The following is a 20,245-nucleotide window of genomic DNA, read 5'->3' as shown; positions in this document are numbered from 1 at the left end:
CTTAACGCCTTGATAACAATATTATGAGAAACAGCACAGATTATTTCTGAAACACCGTTTCCATTTTCCTTTTATCTTAAAATCAGCGTATAATGCGCGCCAAATCCCTGGTGAATGGTTTCAGCGCTTGGAATACAAAAAACAACGTACAACTTCTCCTCTCCTTCGTTGGGCTGTCACTCAGGCACACTTTCTTCTGCACGCTCATTTGATGTCTCCTATCCTTAGTGCGTGTCATATACTCTTTTGCAACACAGGTTTGACTCCGCGGCGGTGCGCCCCCGGAGCGAGATTTCCATATCCTTCCCAACTTAAAGACTAAGACTGTCATGAAAAAGACGAAAATTGTTTGTACTATCGGCCCGAAAACCGAATCTGAAGAGATGCTGACCAAAATGCTGGACGCCGGCATGAACGTGATGCGTCTTAACTTCTCCCACGGCGACTACGCAGAACACGGCCAGCGTATCCAGAACTTGCGCAACGTGATGAGCAAGACCGGTAAAAAAGCTGCGATCCTGCTGGATACCAAAGGTCCAGAAATCCGTACCATCAAACTGGAAGGCGGTAACGACGTCTCTCTGAAAGCGGGCCAGACCTTCACCTTCACTACCGACAAATCCGTTGTCGGCAACAGCGAAATCGTTGCAGTGACCTATGAAGGCTTCACCAACGACCTGTCCGTCGGTAACACCGTGCTGGTAGACGATGGTCTGATCGGTATGGAAGTCACCGCGATCGAAGGTAACAAGGTTATCTGTAAAGTGCTGAACAACGGCGACCTGGGCGAAAACAAAGGCGTTAACCTGCCGGGCGTCTCTATCGCACTGCCAGCACTGGCTGAAAAAGACAAACAGGACCTGATCTTCGGTTGCGAACAAGGCGTTGACTTTGTGGCGGCATCCTTCATCCGTAAGCGCTCAGACGTGGTTGAAATTCGTGAGCACCTGAAAGCCCACGGTGGCGAGAAGATCCAGATCATCTCCAAAATTGAAAACCAGGAAGGCCTGAATAACTTCGACGAAATCCTCGAAGCGTCTGACGGCATCATGGTTGCGCGTGGCGACCTGGGCGTAGAAATCCCGGTTGAAGAAGTGATCTTCGCGCAGAAGATGATGATCGAGAAATGTGTTCGTGCGCGTAAAGTGGTTATCACCGCAACGCAGATGCTGGACTCCATGATCAAAAACCCACGCCCAACCCGCGCAGAAGCAGGCGACGTGGCTAACGCCATCCTCGACGGTACTGATGCCGTTATGCTGTCCGGCGAATCCGCGAAAGGTAAATATCCGCTGGAAGCGGTGTCCATCATGGCCACCATCTGCGAACGTACCGACCGCGTAATGAAAAGCCGTCTGGACTACAACAACGACAGCCGCAAGCTGCGCATCACCGAAGCGGTTTGTCGCGGTGCAGTAGAAACGGCTGAGAAACTGGAAGCACCACTGATCGTGGTTGCCACCCAGGGCGGTAAATCAGCTCGCGCGGTGCGTAAATACTTCCCGGATGCAACTATCCTGGCGCTGACCACCAACGAAACCACGGCTCGTCAGCTGGTGCTGAGCAAAGGCGTGATCCCTCACCTGGTGAAAGAGATCGCGTCTACGGATGATTTCTATCGTCTGGGTAAAGAAGTGGCTCTGGAGCTGGTTGATCGTGGTCTGGCGCAGAAAGGTGACGTTGTGGTCATGGTTTCTGGCGCGCTGGTACCAAGCGGAACCACCAATACCGCCTCTGTTCACGTGCTGTAATAATTCCCGAACGAATTAATTTTGATAAAAAGCGCCCTCAGGGCGCTTTTTTTATTCCTGGCATTATCCAAAGTCATTCAAATTGCAAATCGGGTTTCTCTATTTAATTGCCAATTATCTAAGATGAATCCGATGATAAATGCCTTTTTTTCCTTAGATTTTTGCCCGAATAGGGCCGATTCGATGCTTCTTTGAGCGAACGATCAAAAATAGGTGTATTCCCATCAAAAAAATATTCTCAACCCAAAAAACTTTGTGTAATACTTGTAACGCTACATGGAGATTAACTCAATCTAGAGGGTATTAATAATGAATCGTACTAAACTGGTACTGGGCGCGGTAATCCTGGGTTCTACTCTGCTGGCTGGTTGCTCCAGCAACGCTAAAATCGATCAGCTGTCTTCTGACGTTCAGACTCTGAACGCTAAAGTTGACCAGCTGAGCAACGACGTGAACGCAATGCGTTCCGACGTTCAGGCTGCTAAAGACGACGCAGCTCGCGCTAACCAGCGTCTGGACAACCAGGCTACTAAATACCGTAAGTAATAGTACCTGTTAATAAAATGGCGCACATTGTGCGCCATTTTTTTTGCCTGCGTCAAACGGCTACTGCGTCACCTTCTCCCCTTCATCTTCCGCTACCGCAGCGGACACCCGACTGTTCTGCACCGACAGCACGTTATTGCTGGCCGACGGGCCGCTACCTGACGACACGATAACCGGGATCCCGGCGCGACGTGACAGGGCTTTCTCAATTAGCGCCTTATCGCTTCCCGCCTGAGAAACAAAGGTCGCAAAGTCTGCGGAATGGGAAATAGGCGAGACCTGCGGATTTTCTCCCTCAACCTGGGCCAGCGGGCGATGGACTTCAATATAGCGTTTACCATCCGGCTCCACGGAGAACTTCACGGGTTCATTGATAATCTGTACCCGCGTGCCAACCCGCACCTGTTCGAACAGGGCCTTAATGTCCGGGGCGTTCATCCGCATACAGCCGGAGCTGACCCGCAGGCCAACGCTGTCCGGCGCGCTGGTACCGTGGATAAGATATTCCCCATTGCCCACGCCCAGACGCAGTGCGAAGCGTCCCAGCGGGTTATTTGGCCCGGCAGGCACCACCGGAGGTAATTTAATTCCCTGTTCCAGAGAGCGTGCTCTGATGCCCGGCGTGGGTGTCCAGGTGGGATTCGGGATTTTCTGACTTACGCGCGTGGTCGTGACCGGTGTTTCCAGCCCCAGCTGTCCGATGCCGAGCGGGAAGACCTGAACGATATTTTCTCCAGGCGGGAAGTAGTAGAGCCGCAGCTCAGCGAGGTTCACCACAATCCCCTCGCGCGGCGTGTCCGGCAGCAGCATCTGCGACGGGATGGTAATGACGGTTCCCGGCGCCGGGTTGACCGGCGCAATGGTATTGTTCGTTTCCAGAATCACCTGCGCCGCAGTATTAAACCGACGGGCGATGGTCTGCAGCTTATTATCCCCTTCCTGTATCGTGTAGGTTTGATTTTGCCCAATCAGGCGGCTGCCTGCGGGCGGCAACGGATAGTCCATCGCGCGGGCCGAATTAAGTGCGCCGAGCGAACTGAGGAGTAATAGAGTTATGAGAGACGCGCGCTTCATGCTGAGATTCCTTATTCACTGGCAGGACGCCAGAAAGCTGAAAAACCAGCGAGGCGGGAACCACCTCGCGAAACAGAATGAATGCTGTTCTGTAAGTCTAGCTAAGGATTGCAGCTTTGGCGCGAATCGCGCGAATCATCGCTTCCAGTCCCTGGGAGCGTGACGGGGTGAGGTGTTGGGTCAGGGCCATTTTTTCAAACCACGGGCGGACGTCAAACGCGACAATATCCTGCGCCGACATCCGGTGGTAAAGAATAAAGACGACCGCAATAAGCCCTTTTACAATGGCCGCATCGCTGTCGCCGTGCAGTGCTATCGTGCCGTCGTCAGACTGTTCCATCACAATCCACACCTGGCTCTGACAGCCCTGAATACTGTTTTCCGGGTTATGCGCCTCTTCACCGAGCGGCGGCAAGCGCTGTCCCAGCTCGATGATATAAAGGTACTTCTCTTCCCAGTTTGCGCAACGCCCAAAGTTGCGCAGCAATTTGTCTCTGTCCGGCAGCTCTGCCATCTTTTGCCTCTCCGTTAGCCCAGCAGCTGGTGAATGCGCTTAAGCCCCGCCACCAGCCTGTCGACTTCTTCCGTTGTGTTGTACATCACCAGCGACGCGCGGCACATTGCCGGCACCTGGTAAAACGCCATCAGCGGCATGGCGCAGTGGTGCCCGGTACGCACCGCCACGCCGTAGTTATCGAGGAAACTGCCCACGTCATAGGCGTGATGTTTCCCGAGATTAAACGCGATCACTCCTTGCCGGTCGGCAGGCCCGTAAAGGGTCAGATCCGGCACGCTGGCAAGCTCGGCAAGCGCATAGTGCATCAGCAGCTGTTCGTACTCCTGAATGCTATCAAGGCCGATCGCGGAGACGTAGGAAACCGCCGCCCCCAGCCCGATAATCCCGCCGGTGTTGGGCGTACCCGCCTCAAAACGCCACGGTGCGCGCGCGTAGGTGGTGCCTTTCGTCAGGCTGACGGTGGCGATCATCGACCCGCCCCCTTCCCACGGCGGCATCGCCTGCAGGATGTCTTCTTTCACGTACAGCACGCCAATCCCGGTCGGCCCGTAGAGCTTGTGGCCGGAAAAGACGTAGAAATCACAGTCCAGCGCCTGAACGTCAACCGCGTGGTGCATCACCGCCTGGGCACCGTCAATCAGCACCTTCGCGCCGGCCTGGTGGGCTTTTTCGATAATCTCTGCCACCGGGTTTTCAGTCCCGAGCACGTTAGAGACCTGGGTGACCGCCACCAGCCGCGTGCGGTCATCCAGCAGTGCGTCGAGCTGCTCGAGCTGCAGCGTCCCGTCAACGTTGAGCGGAATGACCCGCAATTGCGCGCCAACGCGCTCGCAGAGCATCTGCCACGGCACGATATTGGCGTGGTGCTCCATCTGGGTGATGATGATGTTATCCCCCGCGTGGACCTGCGCGTTGCCCCAGCTGTTAGCGACAAGGTTGATCCCTTCGGTGGTTCCGCGCACGAAGACCAGCTCTTCAGGCGATTTCGCATTGAGGAAGGCGGCAATCTGCGTGCGCACGTTTTCCATACGCTGGGTCGCCTCGGCGCTCAGGGTATGGATACCGCGATGCACGGCGGCGTAGCCGTGGCGATAAAACTCGGCTTCCGCATCCACTACTTGGTTCGGCTTCTGCGCGCTCGCCGCGCTGTCCAGATAGGCCAGCGGAAGACCATTCACTTCACGGGTCAGAACCGGAAAATCTGCCCGTACTTTCTCGACGGGAAAACTCATGCTTCGCCTCCAGGCAGACGCTGACCGATACGCGCCAGCACCTGCTGTTTCAACTGACCATCGTTCAGCGCTTCCGTCAGTTCGGCGGCAAACGCATAGATAATCATTTTCTGCGCCGCCTGCTGGTCGATACCGCGGGAACGCAGGTAGAACATCTGCTCGTCGTCGATGCGCCCAACCGTCGCACCGTGGCTGCACTTCACGTCGTCGGCGTAGATCTCCAGCTGCGGTTTGGTATCCACTTCCGCCAGGCGACCTAACAGCAGATTGTTGTTGGTCATCTGCCCGTCGGTTTTAATGGCGTGCTGCGCCACGTTAATCAGTCCGTTAAACACCGCACGCCCTTTATCACTGACGATGGTTTTGTGCAGCTGGCGGCTGTTGCAGTAGCCTTTGTTGTGCTCAAGCCAGGTGCGCGTGTCGCACACTTCAGATTTAACCGGCATCGCCAGGCTGTTGATGCGCAGCGTGCTGTTTTCACCGTTAAGCTGCGTGCTGGTGTTGTGGCGCAGCACCGACCCGCCGAGCAGGAAGCTATGGCTGTACGCCGCGGCATTCTGACCGAGCACAATGTCGTTATGGGCAAAGTGGTGGCTCTGCGCATTCTCAAATGCCAGCTTGACGTGGTGAAGCTGGGCATTGGCAGCAACGTTCATCGTCAGACGCGAACCGGTAAAGTGACGCGTTTCATTAAGGCTGACGTAATGTTCGATTACCGTGGCCTCCGCTCCCTCCGCCAGCTCAAGATGGTGGCGATAGTGCGCGGTGTTAATTTCGTCGCCGTCCAGACCCTGGGTGATGTGCATCAGCAGCAGCGGTGTTGCCGGACGCTGGTTACGCTTCACGCGGATGTGCGTCACGCTGCGGGCCAGGCTCTCGGTCAGGTGGAGGAAAACCTCAGGCTGAACCGGGGCGCTCAGGGACTGGCGATCGTCGTTTATCTCAATCTCAAATCCGCTCCCCTGAAGGGCGTCGCTCAGCTCCGGACGGAACTCACCGTCGACAAACACCAGGCGCGCGGCGTCCACGTTTACGGCCAGCGCGTCACGCTGCGCCGGGGTGAGATCTGCCAGACGGGTCACAAACTCGGCGTTCAGCAGGCCATCAAGCGGGGTGTATTTCCAGTTCTCATGCTTACGCGTCGGCAGGCCGAGACGCAGCATCTGCTGCAGATGCTGCTGCGCCTGCTCAGAGCGCGTGCCGCCCTGGGCTTCAAACAGCCGGTGCCACTGCTGGAGCGCATTACTGCTGTTCGGTAAGCCAGCCATAGCCCTGCTCCTCCAGTTGTTTAACCAGCGTGAAATCTCCGGATTTCACAATACGCCCCTGGTAAAGCACGTGGACGTAATCCGGCTTGATATAGTCCAGAATGCGCTGGTAGTGGGTGACGATAATGAACGAACGCTTGCCGTCGCGCAGGAAGTTCACCCCGTCAGCGACAATCTTCAGGGCGTCGATATCCAGACCGGAGTCGGTCTCATCCAGAATGCACAGCTCGGGCTCCAGCACCGCCATCTGCAGAATGTCGTTACGCTTTTTCTCGCCGCCGGAAAAACCGACGTTCACCGAGCGGGTGAGCAAATCTTCCGGCATTTTCAGCAGCTTGATTTTCTCTTCCATTAAATCCTGGAAGTCAAAGCGGTCCAGCGCCTCCAGGCCGCGATACTTGCGCACCGCATTCAGCGCCGTCTGCAGGAAGAACTGATTGCTGACGCCAGGAATTTCGACCGGGTACTGGAAGGCCATGAAGATGCCCTCGCCCGCACGGTCTTCCGGCGACATCTCCAGCAGATCTTTGCCGTTAAATTCGACCGAGCCGTGGGTCACCTCATAATCTTCGCGCCCCGCCAGCGTCGCAGAAAGCGTACTTTTCCCGGAGCCGTTCGGCCCCATGATGGCGTGAACTTCGCCCGGCTTGACGTCAAAATTGAGGCCACGCAGGATGGCTTTGTCTTCTACGCTGACCTGTAAATCTTTAATGCTTAACATGTGCTTTCCTTAACCGACGCTGTGTTCAAGACTAATGGCGAGGAGTTTCTGGGCTTCAACGGCAAATTCCAGCGGCAGTTCAGAGAACACGTCCTTACAGAAGCCGTTAACGATCATTGAGATGGCGTCCTCTTCGCTGATCCCGCGCTGCAGGCAGTAGAAGAGCTGATCTTCCCCAATCCGCGACGTCGTCGCCTCGTGCTCAAGCTGGGCCGTATTATTACGGCACTCAACGTACGGGAAGGTATGCGCCCCGCAGTCTGCGCCAATCAGCATCGAGTCACACTGGGTAAAGTTTCGCGCATTGGTGGCCGTCGGCATGATTTTCACCAGCCCGCGATAGCTGTTCTGGCTGTGCCCGGCGGAGATCCCTTTCGAGATGATGGTCGACCTGGTGTTTTTACCAATGTGGATCATCTTGGTGCCGGTATCGGCCTGCTGATGGCCGCTGGTCAGCGCCACGGAGTAAAACTCACCGATAGAGTTATCCCCGCGCAGGATGCAGCTCGGGTATTTCCAGGTGATGGCAGAGCCGGTTTCAGACTGGGTCCACGACATCTTGCTGTTTTCGCCTTCGCACAGCGCGCGCTTGGTGACGAAGTTCAGGATACCGCCGGTATTGCCGTCGCCGGGGAACCAGTTTTGCACCGTGGAGTATTTCACCTCGGCGTCTTTATGGATGATGACCTCCACCACCGCCGCGTGCAGCTGATAGCTGTCGCGAACCGGGGCGGAGCACCCTTCGATATAGCTGACGTAGCTGCCTTCATCCGCGACCAGGATCGTGCGTTCGAACTGGCCGGTTTTTTCGGCATTGATGCGGAAATAGGTGGAAAGCTCCATCGGACAGCGCACGCCTTTCGGCACGTAAATAAAGGTGCCGTCAGAGGCTACCGCCGCGTTGAGCGCCGCAAAGAAGTTGTCGTTAGAGGGCACCACGGTCCCAATGTACTTTTTGACCAGTTCCGGATGATCGTGAATCGCTTCACCGAAGGAGCAGAAAATGATCCCCTGCTCTGCCAGCTTCTCGCGGTAGGTGGTCGCCACCGAGACGGAGTCGAAAATGGCGTCTACCGCCACCTCTTTACCTTCGCGAACGGGCACGCCAAGCTGGTTAAAGGCTTCTTCCACCTCTTTGCTGAGGAAGCTGTTTTCAGCGCCAGTTTGCTGCACCGCGCCGGGCTGCGAGGCGCAGGTGTCGTCGCAGCTGCCGCAGGAAGGCGCAGAGTAGTAGCTGTAATCCTGATAGTTCAGCTTGTCATAATGCGCTTTCAGCCAGTGCGGCTCTTCCATCTCCAGCCAGGCGCGGAAGGCGCTCAGGCGAAACTCCAGCATCCACTCGGGCTCGTTACGTTTGGCCGAGATCGCCCGCACGACATCTTCGTTAATGCCTTTCGCCAGCTCATCGGTCTGCAGCTGGGTGAAGAACCCCTCTTTATAGTTGAGGTGTCCACCGCCCCAGGTATTTACTTCACTCGTTGCTTCAGTATTACGAGACATAGCACCGCCTATACCCCAAAGCTTTCGCCACAGCCGCATTCGTTCTGGGCTTTCGGGTTATGAAATTTGAATAACTGGTTTAAGCCTTCGCGGACGTAGTCCACTTCGGTGCCGTCGATAAAGGGCATAGCCTGCAGCGCAACGTACAGCTTCGCGCCGTCAGTCTCGAACACCAGGTCATCTTTCTCGGGTTCGGTGACGGTGTCGAGCACGTAGCCGAAGCCCGCGCAACCGGTCTGTTTGACACCCAGGCGCACGCCGAGGATCTCGGGCTTTTTCGCCACCAGCTCGTGAATATGTGCCGCCGCCGCTGGCGTGAGCGTTAAGCCGCGCCAGGCGAAATCGGCAGGATTAAAGGTTTCTGAATGCAGTTCCATAGGTCCACCTCATCTGATAAGCCATCAGGGCATAACACCATGTTAGTGATAACGATTATCACTTCAACCCTCTGTCAGCAGGGGCATTCGGCTAAAGCGCCCTTTTTGCCTGGTTTTATTAAGCATAGACCCTGTGAGAGGATGCAGTCAGGATGGATGTATTTGTTCAATGCATTGATTAATAATGCATTTTGTGGCGGCATTCATAACGAAGAGGAGAAAAGTAAAATATGCATCGGAAATGCCTATTTTTGAGATAGATTTTCTTCAGAAAATGACAAAAACAAAAAAGGCCCTCAAGGCCTCTTACGATCAGTGATGAAATGAGACAGCAAATCCCTGTTCACGCCAGTGGTCGAGCTGTTCCTGCTGGCGAGGCGTTGGTGATTTCCCCGTCCAGACGAAGATTTTTTGCCCGGGAAACAGTTCAGGACGCGGCGAATCGATGGGTTCCGCCAGGACGTCAATGTGCCAGCCCTTCTGCGCCAGGCGCGCAGCCTCCAGCCACAGGTGGGTGCGGTCATCACATTCCCAGCCAATTAGCAGCGCGTCTTTACCGGTTTTTTTGCGGGACTCCGCCAGGCTTGCAATCGCAAATTCAATCAGAACGCCGTCAAACAGGCTCGCCATGTGACGCACGGTGTTTTGATCCTGATTCATGCGCTGACGGACGGGAGAAATAATATTGTCAATCAGCGCATCTATCGCGTGATCGCGGCGGAATTCGCCCATTTTGGCGCGCAGCTTTGCCGGGCTGGCGTAACGCAGAACGGTCATCATCTCTTCCTGGAACGAAACCCAGTTGCCCTGCGTCAATACTTCTTTGTTTTCCAGCAAGGCTTTGACTTTTCCGACCGAAACGCCGCTTTTCATCAGGCGCTTGATCTCTTCGATACGCAGGATATCTTCATCGTCAAACTGACGATGACCCCCTTCGCTGCGCTGCGGCTTCAACAATCCATAACGGCGCTGCCAGGCACGCAGCGTAACGGGGTTGATACCGCATCGTTCGGCCACTTCGCCGATACTGTAATAGGCCATTAACTCCCTCACGCTCAGAACTTCCATACCTAACTGCACCAACCTTATCAGATTGTACACACCATTTGTATAACTAAGACCGCATTTTAAACGGGTGAACGGGGTTCTTTCCCATCCACCTGTAAATACATTGTTGTATAAAATTTGCCGTTCGTACAGTTAACTCTGCCGGATTGTGTACAGCTTTATCAAAAGTCGAACTTTTTCTCCGGCCACGCAATCGGGGGAATACCGCCGTGTCGCGGGCTGGCAAAAAGATGTCCCTGGAACTGGAAAATCCCGGCGGATTCCAGCCACATCCACTCTTCAGCCTTCTCTACTCCTACCGCGCAGAACTGGATCTCAAGCGAGGCACAGCATTTGATGATTGCCTGAATAATGGCCTGTCGGGGGCCACTTTTGTGCACGTTCGCGACCAGATCGCGATTAATCTTAATTCTGTCCGGCTGGAATTGAGCCAGCAGCTGTAGCCCGGCAAAACCGGCGCCAAAGTGATCGATCGTCACGCTGATACCCGCGCTTTTTAACTGCCTGACCGAGTCCGTAAAGTCATCAAAGCGGGAAATGGCTTCGCTTTCGGTGAACTCCACCACAATTTGCTCGGGGACAAACCCATTGGCTTCAATCGCGGTGAGCAGGAAATCCACGGCGTTGGGGATGTTAACCAGCGTCATGGGCAGCAGGTTAAGGGATAACGTCTGCTCCTGTAGCCCCAGCGCGCTGGCCATTGAGAGCGCCACCTGCTTGCTGCGTAAATCAGAGGCATACACCTCGTCACGCGGCAGATTGGCAAAGTAATCTCCCGGTGCGCCGCCGTCAGGCGTGCGGAGAAGCGCCTCCCAGGAGACGACCTGCTGCATAAAAGGATCGACTATCGGCTGGAACGCGAAGCTGCAATCCGCCCCTTTCGCAACCACCTCGGGCTGCGCGGACAGACGCGTCTCTTCGCGCACGAATTCCCAGGAATCCGCAGGGGGCAGTTCAAAATAGTTCGCTTTTTCCGTAGCCTCGACAAAGGTGCGGAAGAACTGCAGCGGGCGATCGTTATACGTCAGCTGATAGCGTGTCGTCCCCCTGTTGAGCACCTGCTGCAGCACTTCGTCCCTGTCGAAGTGGCGCAAATCAAAAAGCTCCATGCCCGCGTTGCCAAAACGCCGGACAGGTCCGTGATCGCGCATCAGCTCTACCACATTATGGTGGCGCGGGTCGTTGCAGATCTGCTCATAGATGGCAGAAACATCTTCCACTGGCCCTTCAAGCAGCTGAAAAAAATGTGTGCCGTTAAACAGCAGGATCCCCGTGATATTGGATTGCCGGTTTTTACTATTTGCAGCAGCGACCATTGCTTCCAGCGCTTTCACTGGAACGTCCTCGCAGATATGACTGCGGTAAATGATGGTTGTGAGCATGCTATTCCTGGGGGTTAGGGTTTTGGCCACAAAAAAGGTGGATAAGGATCATTTATAGCACATTAATTGCCTGACAAATAATTTACATCTCAACCATTTACGGCATTTGATGATGCTTTTTTCCAGGCTGTACAACTTATCAGCGCCCGAGCTTTTTGTACAATATATCCTGTAACATTACCGGTCCACAACAACCCCACAACCAAATGAAAATAAAGAACTTTATAAAAAATATCATAAAAATATTAAAAATCTGTACATTTTTAGTGTACAGATTTAGAAATTATGTATACCTTAATTGTAACGTTAGTGATTACAAAATTTTACAGGAGCGAAACATGCAGCAGAAAGGTTACGTCGCAGATTCCGCAGCAGCAATCGCACAGTACTTCGAAAAAGCCGTGCTTCCTACCCAGCAGGAGACGCTGGGCCAGGTCGTTGTTGAAATTCTCAGCGACGGGCGAAATCTGAATCGCAAATCGCTCTGTACCAAACTGCTCAGTCGCCTCGAAAAGGCCGATGGCCCGGAAGAGGAAGAGCATTACCACAAGCTGCTTGGTCTGCTCTTCGAACGGTAAGGATATGAAGAGCAGTAACGCAGACAAACTGATCGACACGCTTATCGGTGAAGCCGTTCTCTCTCTTTTGAAAGAGCGGGGGCCAGTGACAACCGAAGGATTGCTGCAGCGTCTGCGGGTCATGGAAGAACATGAAAAGGATCCCCGGCGGCGGGAGACACTTGCGGTGGTGATTGCCGAGATCGGCTCAAACAGCACCGCCTTTACACGTCGCAGAACCGCGCAAGGACGAACGAAAAGAGAGGGACCTCTCAACGATAAGAAAGACAATGTAGTGCCGTTATTTGGAAGTGGAAAACCGTCCGACCCCAAAAAAATACATTGACTGCAATTTAACAGCTACGGTGAGAACAAATGAGACAAAATATTCAGCTTCAACCCGAGTACCACTCTGCTTTTTTAGACAGTGCGCTGTCGGAATATTTCCGTCATGCAGGCGATCGTTTTGCTGAAGAGTCCGCTGTTTTTTCTACTGCAGTACGCTGTGTTCTGGCCTCTGAAGGCCATCTGTCCAACAAAGCGATCATCCTCTGGCTCATTCAGACGCTGGAAGCGACTAACGACGTTGTCCAGGCGGACGTGATTCGCAAGACGCTGGAAATTGTCGTGGGCTACACCATGGACGACCTGTAATTTCACGGCCCCTCATCCAGCTCTCGTGTCATCGTCAAAACTGACGAATGTTCTGACGATGACACGCGCCCTCCCCGCTTAACACCCTGTAAAACCAGCAAAGCCAATCTGGCACGGTTCCTGCCTACCTCCCTTTACGGGACTGGGTTTTCCAGTCAACTTTGCTTCATTTCTTAACAGGTCTGTTATTGATGAAAAAGATCGCCAGCGTCTGCCCGTACTGCGGTGCAGGCTGTAAATTAAACCTTGTCGTAGAAAATAACCGTATCATCCGTGCCGAAGCGGCAGAGGGCGTCACAAACCAGGGCACCCTGTGTCTGAAAGGCTTTTACGGCTGGGACTTCCTCAACGATACCCGTCTGCTCACCCCGCGCCTGACCCAGCCGATGATCCGCTACCACAAAGGCGAGGCATTCACTCCCGTTACCTGGGAAGAGGCTATCCGCTACACCGCGCATAAGCTCAGCAGCATTAAAGCGCAGCACGGGCCGCGGTCAATCATGACCACCGGATCCTCTCGCGGAACCGGGAATGAAACAAACTATGTGATGCAAAAATTTGCCCGCGCGGTGCTGAACACCAACAACGTGGACTGCTGCGCGCGAGTCTGTCACGGCCCTTCCGTGGCTGGTTTACAGGAAACGCTCGGCAACGGCGCGATGAGCAACTCAATCAACGATATCGAAAACTCAAAATGCCTGCTGGTGTTTGGCTATAACTGCGCGGACTCCCACCCTATCGTCGCCCGACGCGTGCTGAAAGCGCGGGAAAACGGCGCAAAAATCATCGTCTGCGATCCGCGGCGCATTGAAACGGCGCGCATCGCCGACCAGCATCTGCAGCTGAAAAACGGCAGCAACATGGCGCTGGTAAACGCCTTTGGCTACGTGCTGCTGGAAGAGGAGCTCTACGACAAAAGCTACGTGGCGCGCTTTACCGAGGGGCTTGAGGCCTATCGCCAGACGGTGAAAGACTATGCGCCGGAGAAGGTTGAGCATCTTACCGGCATTCCCGCCCGCGACGTTCGCCAGGCGATGCGCACCTTCGCGGCGGCCCCTTCCGCCACCGTGATGTGGGGGATGGGCGTAACCCAGTTTGGTCAGGCCGTGGATGTGGTCAAAGGGCTTTCCAGCCTGGCGCTGCTGACCGGCAACCTCGGTCGCCCTGCCGTCGGCGTCGGGCCGGTGCGCGGACAAAACAACGTTCAGGGCGCCTGCGATATGGGCGTTCTGCCGAATATGTTCCCCGGCTATCAGGATGTGACCGATCCGGCGGTCAGGCAGAAGTTTGCCGACGCCTGGGGAATTGACGTCAATAAAATGGACGATCGGGTCGGAACGCGCATTACCGAGGTGCCCCATCTGGCGCTGGAAGGCAAGGTCAAGGCCTACTACATCATGGGGGAAGATCCGCTTCAGACCGAAGCCGATCTCGGTCTCGTTCGCAGCGGTTTTGAGGCGCTCGATTTTGTGGTGGTTCAGGACATCTTTATGACCAAAACGGCAGAAGTGGCGGACGTACTTCTCCCGGCCACCTCCTGGGGTGAACACGGCGGCGTCTTTACCTGTGCCGATCGCGGGTTCCAGCGTTTTGGTAAAGCCATTGAGGCCAGCGGCAACGTGAAGCGCGACTGGGCGATCATCAGCCTGCTCGCCACCGAGATGGGCTACCCGATGCACTATGACTCCAACCAGCAGATCTGGGATGAGATGCGCGAGCTGTGCCCTCTCTTCTACGGCGTGACGTATGAAAAAATGGGCGAGATGGGCCACGTGCAGTGGCCGTGTCCGACGCTGGATCATCCGGGAACGCCGTACCTGTACAAAGACAATCAGTTCGACACCCCAACCGGTAAAGGGCAGCTCTTTGCCGCACCGTGGCGCGCGCCGGCGGAAACGCCGGACGCGGATTTCCCGCTGGTGCTGTGCACGGTGCGTGAAGTGGGACACTACTCCTGCCGCTCGATGACCGGGAACTGCGCCGCGCTGCAAAGCCTGGCCGATGAGCCGGGCCGGGTGCAATTGAACCCTGCCGATGCGGACAAACTGGGCATTACCGACGGCCAACTGGTCTGGGTGCGTTCGCGTCGCGGCAAAGTGATTACCCGTGCCAGCATTAGCGAGCGTATCAACACCGGGGCAGTCTATATGACCTATCAATGGTGGATTGGCGCCTGCAACGAGCTGACCCAGGATAATCTCGATCCCATCTCCAAAACGCCGGAAACGAAATACTGCGCGGTTCAGCTGGAGGCGATTGAGGACCAGCGCTGGGCGGAGGATTTTGCGGCGTCTGCATATCAGTCCATGAAGTCGCGGCTGATTAGCGCCGTCAATGTCTGAGGAAAATATCGGGTGGCGTCACCGCCGCCCGATACTGAATTTCAGACACAAAAAAGGCCGCACTCGCGGCCCTTTTATTCTGATGTACTCAATGGACGTGAACGCCCAACCGCCAGGCAAAGTAGATCTCTTCTTTCAGTTCATTCGAAGAGAGCGCCAGCAAATCTGTAAATTCCAGCTCAAGCTGTTTCAGCTTTTTCAGGTACTGCGCCGGAGACAGGTTGCTCTTATCGCGACGTAAATATTCAATTGCCAGCTGTGTTGGGGTTATTTCAGTATCCATGATGTCCTCGCTTATGTACAAAACCTGACCAGTATATCACAACGGACTGGCTAGTTTTTGACCAAAGGCAAAACATCTGAAAACTTTACACAACCGCCGTGGTCAGCCGCGACGAGCAGCACAGGCGATTCTGCTCATCGAGAATCTCTATCTGCCACACCTGATGGCGGCTTCCGGCGTGCAGCGCGCGGCAAACGCCGCGCACGCGCCCGCTGCGCACCGAGCGAATGTGGTTAGCATTCACCTCAAGTCCGACAACCTTCTGCTCCCCTTCGGTACAGAGATACCCCGCCACCGAGCCCAGCGTTTCGGCCAGCACGACGGAGGCCCCGCCGTGCAATAAACCAAACGGCTGGTGGGTGCGACTATCGACCGGCATGGTGGCCTCAATTTCATCGTCGCCAATGCGGATGAACTGGATATCCAGCAGCCCCACCATATTCCCCTCGCCCATGGCGTTCAGCGCCTGCAGCGTGACGGCACGTTTCCAGATCATCCAATTATCTCCAGTAAAGCCTGCAATGGGTGACGCACACCGTTACCTTCTACCCGTTTTACCTGGCTGCGGCAGGAGTAGCCCGTCGCCAGACAGCGGTTTCGCGGCAAACGCTGCATCGCCTGATGCCAGGACAGCTCATAGATGCCGAGCGAGCTGGCGTGGTTTTTCACTTCGTGTCCGTAGGTTCCGGCCATCCCGCAGCAGCCTACGTTGACGCTCTCCAGCTTCGCACCGAAGCGGGCAAAAACGGACGCCCACTGCGCGGGGGCACCCGGCAGCGCGGTCACTTCCGTGCAGTGGCCGAACAGATACCACGGTTCACCGCTGACATCCTGAACGGCCTTATCTGCCAGCGCCACCGGAAGCCACTCGTGCACCAGCATGACGTTGAAATCGCCGCGCTTATCGCCCAGCGTCTGCCTGTATTCATCGCGATAGCAAAGCACCAGCGCCGGATCGACGCCGACCATCGGTATCCCGAGCTGCGCCACGCGGTTTAAGAAGTCAGACGTTTTCTGCGCGGTCTTCGCAAATCGCTTCAGGAAACCTTTAATGTGCTGCGCCTTGCCGTTGGGAGAGAACGGCAGAACCACCGGCTGGTAACCCACCTTCTCCGCCAGACGGACGAAATCGGCCACAACCTGCGCATCGTAGTAGCTGGTGAACGGATCCTGCACCACCAGCACCACATTCGTTTTTTGCTCCGGAGCGAGCGCCTCCAGCTGTTCGAGGGTCATGTTCGCCGAACGGTGGCCGACAAGCTGGCGCTGCAGAGACGGGACCGACAGCAGCGGCAGATCGACCATGCCGATGTGTTTTTCGGAGAGCTTGCGCACCAGCGGCTGGTTGATAAAGAAGTTAAAGGTCTTTGGCGCACGCGCCATCAGCGGCGCGTAGCTTTCCACCGTCGCCACCAGATGGTCGCGCACCGGGCGGAGGTATCGGGTGTGGTAAAGCTGCAGGAAACGCGAGCGGAATTCCGGCACGTCGATTTTAATCGGGCACTGGGTGGAGCAGGCTTTGCAGGCCAGACAGCCGGACATCGCCTCTTTCACCTCATGGGAAAAATCATACTCGCCCTTGTTGGCATGCCAGCTGTTGCGGGTGCGCTCAATCAGCGAGCGCAGGCTGGCCCGTTTTTCCGGCAGCTCCTGCTCCAGCTTGAGCGGATCCACCCCGCGGTCGGCCAGCAGACGCAGCCACTCGCGCACCAGCGTCGCCCGCCCTTTCGGCGAATGGATGCGGTTGCTGGTAATTTTCATCGACGGGCACATCGGGCTTTTCACATCAAAGTTAAAGCACAGGCCGTTGCCGTTGCACTCCATCGCGCCGCGCCAGGACGAGCGCACCGCAATCGGGATCTGCCTGTCGTACGTACCGCGCTTGGCGGCATCCACCTGCAGCATTGGCGCGTCCACGCCTTCAGGCGGGCAGATTTTTCCCGGGTTGAGGCGGTTATGCGGGTCAAACGCCGCTTTCACCTTTCGCAGCTCCGCGTAGAGCTGTTCGCCGAAGAATGCCGGGCTGTACTCCGCGCGGAACCCTTTCCCGTGCTCCCCCCACAGCAGACCGTCGTATTTGGCGGTTAAGGCCACCACGTCGTCGGAGATCTGCTTCATCAGGATCTCCTGCTGCGGGTCGCACATGTCCAGCGCCGGACGCACGTGCAGTACCCCGGCGTCGACGTGGCCGAACATGCCATAGCTCAGGCCGTGGCCGTCCAGCAGGGCGCGAAACTCAACGATATAATCCGCCAGGTGCTCGGGCGGCACGCAGGTATCTTCGGCAAAGGGAATGGGCTTCGCCGCCCCTTTCGCATTGCCGAGCAGGCCCACGGCTTTTTTACGCATCGCATAGATACGCTCGATCCCGGCCAGATCGTTACAGAGCTGCCAGCCGATGACGCCGCCTTCACCCTGCGCAATCAGCTCATCCAGACGCTGACAGAGCGTAGTGACCTGCCGTTCAATCAGCTCCGCGTCGTCGCCGGCAAATTCCACGATATTGAGACCGAGCATCTCTTTATCCGGCACGTCGGTAATGAGGTCGCTTACGGAGTGCCAGACAATATCTTCCCGGGCAAGATTGAGCACCTTAGAGTCGACGGTCTCCACGGACAGCGCCTGCGCTTGCACCATAAACGGCGCATTGCGCAGCGCGGAGTCGAAGGAGTCGTATTTAACGTTTACCAGACGGCGCACTTTCGGCAAGCGGGTGATATCCAGCCGCGCTTCGGTAATAAACGCCAGCGTCCCTTCGGAGCCGGTGAGAACGCGGGTTAAATCAAACTGGGTCAGGTCGTCGTTAAAGACGTGACGCAGATCGTACCCGGTCAGGAAGCGGTTCAGCTTGGGGAATTTATCGAGAATAAGCTGGCGGTTGTCGCGGCAGCGTTCCAGCACAGTGCGATAGATACGCCCGCTGGCGGTGTTGTCTTTGCCCAGCGTTTCCGCCAGTTCAACCGGCATCGGCTGGGTATCGAGGATATCGCCGCCCAGCAAAACCGCACGCACGCCCAGCACGTGATCGGAGGTTTTACCGTAGACCAGCGAGCCCTGGCCGGAGGCATCCGTGTTAATCATCCCGCCAAGGGTCGCGCGGTTGCTGGTGGAGAGCTCCGGGGCAAAAAAGTAGCCGTACGGCTTGAGATACTGATTAAGCTGATCCTTGATGACGCCCGCTTCGACCCGCACCCACCCCTCTTCCGGGTTGATCTCAATGATGCGGTTCATGTAGCGCGACATATCGACAATGATGCCCTCGTTCAGCGCCTGACCGTTGGTCCCGGTGCCGCCGCCGCGCGGCGTAAAGACCAGCGAGGCAAACCGCTCCTGCGTGGCCAGCCGGGCAATCAGCGCCACGTCGGCCGTTGAACGGGGGAAAACCACGGCATCGGGAAGAAGCTGGTAGATACTGTTATCGGTCGCCATCGTCAGCCTGTCGGCATAGTTCGTGGCGGTATCACCTGTAAAACCCTGTTGCTCCAGTGCCTGCAAAAAATTAAGCACCAGTTGAACGACGCCAGGTGCCTGAGAAATCTGTGGGATCATTACTGTCGACCCTAATTAGAGTTGTGGGAATCGTTTGCGTGTATCTTAAAAGTTTTATCACATTTTTTTCTTATAATCTCTGCTGAATTACAGGCAGAATTCGCCTGTTAAAAACCGCTGAGATCATTAATGATTAAAGAGACGCGGTTTTCCGTTCCCGCCAGTCGTACTGGCGTTCTTTTAAGGAAAGTTTCATTTATGGTCAATCTTCGCCAGCCCAGGGATGTTGCGCAAATTTTGCTGTCGGTGCTGTTTCTGGCCCTCATGATTATTGCGTGTCTGTGGATTGTTCAACCCTTTATTCTCGGCTTTGCGTGGGCTGCGACCGTTGTCGTTGCCACGTGGCCTTTGCTGCTGCGCCTGCAGAAGCTGCTGTTCGGCCGTCGCGGGCTCGCCGTGCTGGTCATGACGCTCCTGCTGTTCCTGCTGTTTATTATTCCGATTGCCCTGCTGGTGAATAGCCTGGTGGATTCCAGTGGCCCGGTTATTCGCGCCATTAGCAGCGGCGACCTGACGCTGCCGGATCTCGCCTGGCTGAACAGCATTCCGCTGGTGGGCGCCAAGCTCTACAGCGGCTGGCATAGCCTGCTGGAGATGGGCGGCAGCGCGCTGATGGCAAAAGTCCGCCCGTACATTGGCACCACCACCACCTGGTTTGTCGGTCAGGCGGCGCATATCGGCCGGTTTATGATGCACTGTACCCTGATGCTGCTCTTCAGCGCCCTGCTCTACTGGCGCGGTGAACAGGTGGCTTTAGGCGTTCGTCACTTTGCCACCCGACTGGCGGGCAAACGCGGTGACGCGGCGGTACTGCTGGCCGCGCAGGCCGTGCGCGCGGTTGCGCTGGGCGTGGTGGTCACCGCGCTGGTGCAGGCGGTGCTCGGGGGGATTGGTCTGGCGATTTCCGGCGTACCGTACGCCACCGTATTCACCGTTGTTATGCTGATGACCTGTCTTGCGCAACTGGGACCGCTGCTGGTGCTGGTTCCCAGCATTATCTGGCTCTACTGGACGGGCGATACCACGTGGGGAACGGTGCTGCTGGTCTGGAGCTGCGTGGTCGGCACCATGGATAACGTCATTCGTCCGATCCTCATCCGCATGGGTGCGGACCTGCCGCTGATCCTGATCCTCTCCGGGGTCATTGGCGGATTGATTGCCTTTGGCATGATTGGCCTGTTTATTGGCCCGGTGCTGCTCGCCGTCACCTGGCGTCTGTTCTCTGCCTGGGTGCATGAAATTCCGCCGCCGGGAACTGACCCGGACGTGATTTTGAGCGAACTGGAAGAGCTGGAAGAGAAGAACACGCATTAAGGTTTGCTGCCGGGTGGCGTTAACGCTCACCCGGCCTACACTCTCCCGCATGATACTTAAACGCTGCTAAAGTATTTATTCGTTGCTCACTGGTCAGACCCGCCTTTTCA

Annotated in this window: 20 protein-coding genes; 8 read left to right on the top strand and 12 right to left on the bottom strand. The window is 56.0% G+C overall.

Annotated features, from left to right (window positions below; translation table 11 throughout):
- The first annotated feature begins 127 nt into the window (after nucleotides 1-127).
- The 3 genes from ynhH to lpp all read left to right on the top strand — a co-directional run bounded on the left by ynhH (nucleotide 128) and on the right by lpp (nucleotide 2,297).
- Nucleotides 128-322 (top strand): protein YnhH, encoded by a 195-nt coding sequence (gene ynhH, locus LA04_RS25235; protein WP_418721936.1) that lies wholly within the window; start codon nucleotides 128-130, stop codon nucleotides 320-322.
- Between the two features lie 7 nt (nucleotides 323-329).
- On the top strand, nucleotides 330-1,751 hold the full coding sequence (gene pykF / locus LA04_RS09840; RefSeq protein ID WP_029739779.1) for a pyruvate kinase PykF: 1,422 nt from the start codon (nucleotides 330-332) through the stop codon (nucleotides 1,749-1,751).
- Between the two features lie 309 nt (nucleotides 1,752-2,060).
- The gene (gene lpp, locus LA04_RS09835; RefSeq protein ID WP_001082307.1) at nucleotides 2,061-2,297 is read left to right on the top strand and encodes a murein lipoprotein Lpp; all 237 of its coding nucleotides are present in this window, start codon (nucleotides 2,061-2,063) and stop codon (nucleotides 2,295-2,297) included.
- A gap of 60 nt (nucleotides 2,298-2,357) precedes the next feature.
- Here lpp and ldtE read toward each other — a convergent pair whose 3' ends face one another.
- The 9 genes from ldtE to LA04_RS09790 form a co-directional block, all read right to left on the bottom strand.
- On the bottom strand, nucleotides 2,358-3,371 hold the full coding sequence (gene ldtE / locus LA04_RS09830; protein WP_047651401.1) for a L,D-transpeptidase LdtE: 1,014 nt from the start codon (nucleotides 3,369-3,371) through the stop codon (nucleotides 2,358-2,360).
- Nucleotides 3,372-3,468: 97 nt separating this feature from the next.
- Nucleotides 3,469-3,885, bottom strand: a complete 417-nt coding sequence (gene sufE / locus LA04_RS09825; protein WP_023311331.1) for a cysteine desulfuration protein SufE — start codon at nucleotides 3,883-3,885, stop codon at nucleotides 3,469-3,471.
- A 14-nt stretch (nucleotides 3,886-3,899) separates the two neighbouring features.
- Nucleotides 3,900-5,120 carry a cysteine desulfurase SufS gene (gene sufS / locus LA04_RS09820; protein ID WP_047651400.1) on the bottom strand — a complete coding sequence of 407 codons (1,221 nt, stop codon included), beginning with the start codon at nucleotides 5,118-5,120 and terminating at the stop codon, nucleotides 3,900-3,902.
- The gene (sufD, locus tag LA04_RS09815) at nucleotides 5,117-6,388 is read right to left on the bottom strand and encodes a Fe-S cluster assembly protein SufD (RefSeq protein ID WP_047651399.1); all 1,272 of its coding nucleotides are present in this window, start codon (nucleotides 6,386-6,388) and stop codon (nucleotides 5,117-5,119) included. Before sufD ends, sufS begins: the two co-directional genes overlap by 4 nt.
- Nucleotides 6,363-7,109, bottom strand: a complete 747-nt coding sequence (sufC, locus tag LA04_RS09810) for a Fe-S cluster assembly ATPase SufC (protein WP_047651398.1) — start codon at nucleotides 7,107-7,109, stop codon at nucleotides 6,363-6,365. Before sufC ends, sufD begins: the two co-directional genes overlap by 26 nt.
- A gap of 9 nt (nucleotides 7,110-7,118) precedes the next feature.
- Nucleotides 7,119-8,609, bottom strand: a complete 1,491-nt coding sequence (gene sufB / locus LA04_RS09805) for a Fe-S cluster assembly protein SufB (RefSeq protein WP_047651397.1) — start codon at nucleotides 8,607-8,609, stop codon at nucleotides 7,119-7,121.
- Nucleotides 8,610-8,617: 8 nt separating this feature from the next.
- A complete protein-coding gene (gene sufA / locus LA04_RS09800) occupies nucleotides 8,618-8,986 on the bottom strand; it encodes a Fe-S cluster assembly scaffold SufA (RefSeq protein WP_008500631.1) in 369 nt (122 codons plus the stop codon).
- 312 nt (nucleotides 8,987-9,298) lie between these two features.
- The gene (locus LA04_RS09795; RefSeq protein WP_047651396.1) at nucleotides 9,299-10,027 is read right to left on the bottom strand and encodes a MerR family transcriptional regulator; all 729 of its coding nucleotides are present in this window, start codon (nucleotides 10,025-10,027) and stop codon (nucleotides 9,299-9,301) included.
- 188 nt (nucleotides 10,028-10,215) lie between these two features.
- Nucleotides 10,216-11,436 carry a diguanylate phosphodiesterase gene (locus tag LA04_RS09790; protein WP_047651395.1) on the bottom strand — a complete coding sequence of 407 codons (1,221 nt, stop codon included), beginning with the start codon at nucleotides 11,434-11,436 and terminating at the stop codon, nucleotides 10,216-10,218.
- A gap of 338 nt (nucleotides 11,437-11,774) precedes the next feature.
- Here LA04_RS09790 and ycgZ point away from each other — a divergent pair, with 338 nt between their 5' ends.
- The 4 genes from ycgZ to fdhF all read left to right on the top strand — a co-directional run bounded on the left by ycgZ (nucleotide 11,775) and on the right by fdhF (nucleotide 14,989).
- Nucleotides 11,775-12,014 (top strand): regulatory protein YcgZ, encoded by a 240-nt coding sequence (gene ycgZ, locus LA04_RS09785; RefSeq protein ID WP_023311324.1) that lies wholly within the window; start codon nucleotides 11,775-11,777, stop codon nucleotides 12,012-12,014.
- A gap of 4 nt (nucleotides 12,015-12,018) precedes the next feature.
- On the top strand, nucleotides 12,019-12,339 hold the full coding sequence (locus LA04_RS09780) for a hypothetical protein (protein WP_047651394.1): 321 nt from the start codon (nucleotides 12,019-12,021) through the stop codon (nucleotides 12,337-12,339).
- Nucleotides 12,340-12,368: 29 nt separating this feature from the next.
- Complete coding sequence (locus LA04_RS09775; RefSeq protein ID WP_023617825.1) at nucleotides 12,369-12,647, top strand: biofilm development regulator YmgB/AriR family protein; 279 nt, start codon at nucleotides 12,369-12,371, stop codon at nucleotides 12,645-12,647.
- Nucleotides 12,648-12,838: 191 nt separating this feature from the next.
- Entirely contained in the window at nucleotides 12,839-14,989 is a 2,151-nt protein-coding gene (gene fdhF / locus LA04_RS09770; RefSeq protein ID WP_047651393.1) for a formate dehydrogenase subunit alpha, read from the top strand.
- A gap of 88 nt (nucleotides 14,990-15,077) precedes the next feature.
- On the opposite strand, the gene LA04_RS09765 is transcribed toward fdhF, so the two are convergent.
- From LA04_RS09765 to ydiJ, 3 genes are all read right to left on the bottom strand, one after another.
- Entirely contained in the window at nucleotides 15,078-15,272 is a 195-nt protein-coding gene (locus tag LA04_RS09765; RefSeq protein WP_003857766.1) for a YdiH family protein, read from the bottom strand.
- Nucleotides 15,273-15,357: 85 nt separating this feature from the next.
- On the bottom strand, nucleotides 15,358-15,768 hold the full coding sequence (gene menI / locus LA04_RS09760) for a 1,4-dihydroxy-2-naphthoyl-CoA hydrolase (protein WP_047651392.1): 411 nt from the start codon (nucleotides 15,766-15,768) through the stop codon (nucleotides 15,358-15,360).
- Nucleotides 15,765-18,821: a D-2-hydroxyglutarate dehydrogenase YdiJ gene (gene ydiJ / locus LA04_RS09755; RefSeq protein WP_047651391.1), complete on the bottom strand. Its 3,057-nt coding sequence runs from the start codon at nucleotides 18,819-18,821 to the stop codon at nucleotides 15,765-15,767. The genes menI and ydiJ overlap by 4 nt, the downstream gene beginning before the upstream one ends.
- A gap of 198 nt (nucleotides 18,822-19,019) precedes the next feature.
- On the opposite strand from ydiJ, the gene ydiK reads away from it, so the two are divergent.
- Entirely contained in the window at nucleotides 19,020-20,135 is a 1,116-nt protein-coding gene (gene ydiK, locus LA04_RS09750) for an AI-2E family transporter YdiK (protein WP_033145295.1), read from the top strand.
- Nucleotides 20,136-20,245 lie beyond the last annotated feature (110 nt).

This window comes from Enterobacter sp. UCD-UG_FMILLET (assembly GCF_000762975.1).
GTDB classification, from domain to species: Bacteria; Pseudomonadota; Gammaproteobacteria; order Enterobacterales; family Enterobacteriaceae; genus Enterobacter; species Enterobacter dykesii.
The sequence above is the reverse complement of the archived record's forward strand: the minus strand, read 5'-3'. Positions and strand labels throughout refer to the sequence as shown.

What these genes read in the sequence shown, in the direction of transcription:
- pykF (WP_029739779.1), top strand. Translation starts at nt 330, where the DNA reads ATGAAAAAGACGAAAATTGTTTGTACTATCGGCCCGAAAACCGAATCT.
- lpp (WP_001082307.1), top strand. Translation starts at nt 2,061, where the DNA reads ATGAATCGTACTAAACTGGTACTGGGCGCGGTAATCCTGGGTTCTACT.
- ldtE (WP_047651401.1), bottom strand. Translation starts at nt 3,371, where the DNA reads ATGAAGCGCGCGTCTCTCATAACTCTATTACTCCTCAGTTCGCTCGGC.
- sufE (WP_023311331.1), bottom strand. Translation starts at nt 3,885, where the DNA reads ATGGCAGAGCTGCCGGACAGAGACAAATTGCTGCGCAACTTTGGGCGT.
- sufS (WP_047651400.1), bottom strand. Translation starts at nt 5,120, where the DNA reads ATGAGTTTTCCCGTCGAGAAAGTACGGGCAGATTTTCCGGTTCTGACC.
- sufD (WP_047651399.1), bottom strand. Translation starts at nt 6,388, where the DNA reads ATGGCTGGCTTACCGAACAGCAGTAATGCGCTCCAGCAGTGGCACCGG.
- sufC (WP_047651398.1), bottom strand. Translation starts at nt 7,109, where the DNA reads ATGTTAAGCATTAAAGATTTACAGGTCAGCGTAGAAGACAAAGCCATC.
- sufB (WP_047651397.1), bottom strand. Translation starts at nt 8,609, where the DNA reads ATGTCTCGTAATACTGAAGCAACGAGTGAAGTAAATACCTGGGGCGGT.
- sufA (WP_008500631.1), bottom strand. Translation starts at nt 8,986, where the DNA reads ATGGAACTGCATTCAGAAACCTTTAATCCTGCCGATTTCGCCTGGCGC.
- LA04_RS09795 (WP_047651396.1), bottom strand. Translation starts at nt 10,027, where the DNA reads ATGGCCTATTACAGTATCGGCGAAGTGGCCGAACGATGCGGTATCAAC.
- LA04_RS09790 (WP_047651395.1), bottom strand. Translation starts at nt 11,436, where the DNA reads ATGCTCACAACCATCATTTACCGCAGTCATATCTGCGAGGACGTTCCA.
- ycgZ (WP_023311324.1), top strand. Translation starts at nt 11,775, where the DNA reads ATGCAGCAGAAAGGTTACGTCGCAGATTCCGCAGCAGCAATCGCACAG.
- LA04_RS09780 (WP_047651394.1), top strand. Translation starts at nt 12,019, where the DNA reads ATGAAGAGCAGTAACGCAGACAAACTGATCGACACGCTTATCGGTGAA.
- LA04_RS09775 (WP_023617825.1), top strand. Translation starts at nt 12,369, where the DNA reads ATGAGACAAAATATTCAGCTTCAACCCGAGTACCACTCTGCTTTTTTA.
- fdhF (WP_047651393.1), top strand. Translation starts at nt 12,839, where the DNA reads ATGAAAAAGATCGCCAGCGTCTGCCCGTACTGCGGTGCAGGCTGTAAA.
- LA04_RS09765 (WP_003857766.1), bottom strand. Translation starts at nt 15,272, where the DNA reads ATGGATACTGAAATAACCCCAACACAGCTGGCAATTGAATATTTACGT.
- menI (WP_047651392.1), bottom strand. Translation starts at nt 15,768, where the DNA reads ATGATCTGGAAACGTGCCGTCACGCTGCAGGCGCTGAACGCCATGGGC.
- ydiJ (WP_047651391.1), bottom strand. Translation starts at nt 18,821, where the DNA reads ATGATCCCACAGATTTCTCAGGCACCTGGCGTCGTTCAACTGGTGCTT.
- ydiK (WP_033145295.1), top strand. Translation starts at nt 19,020, where the DNA reads ATGGTCAATCTTCGCCAGCCCAGGGATGTTGCGCAAATTTTGCTGTCG.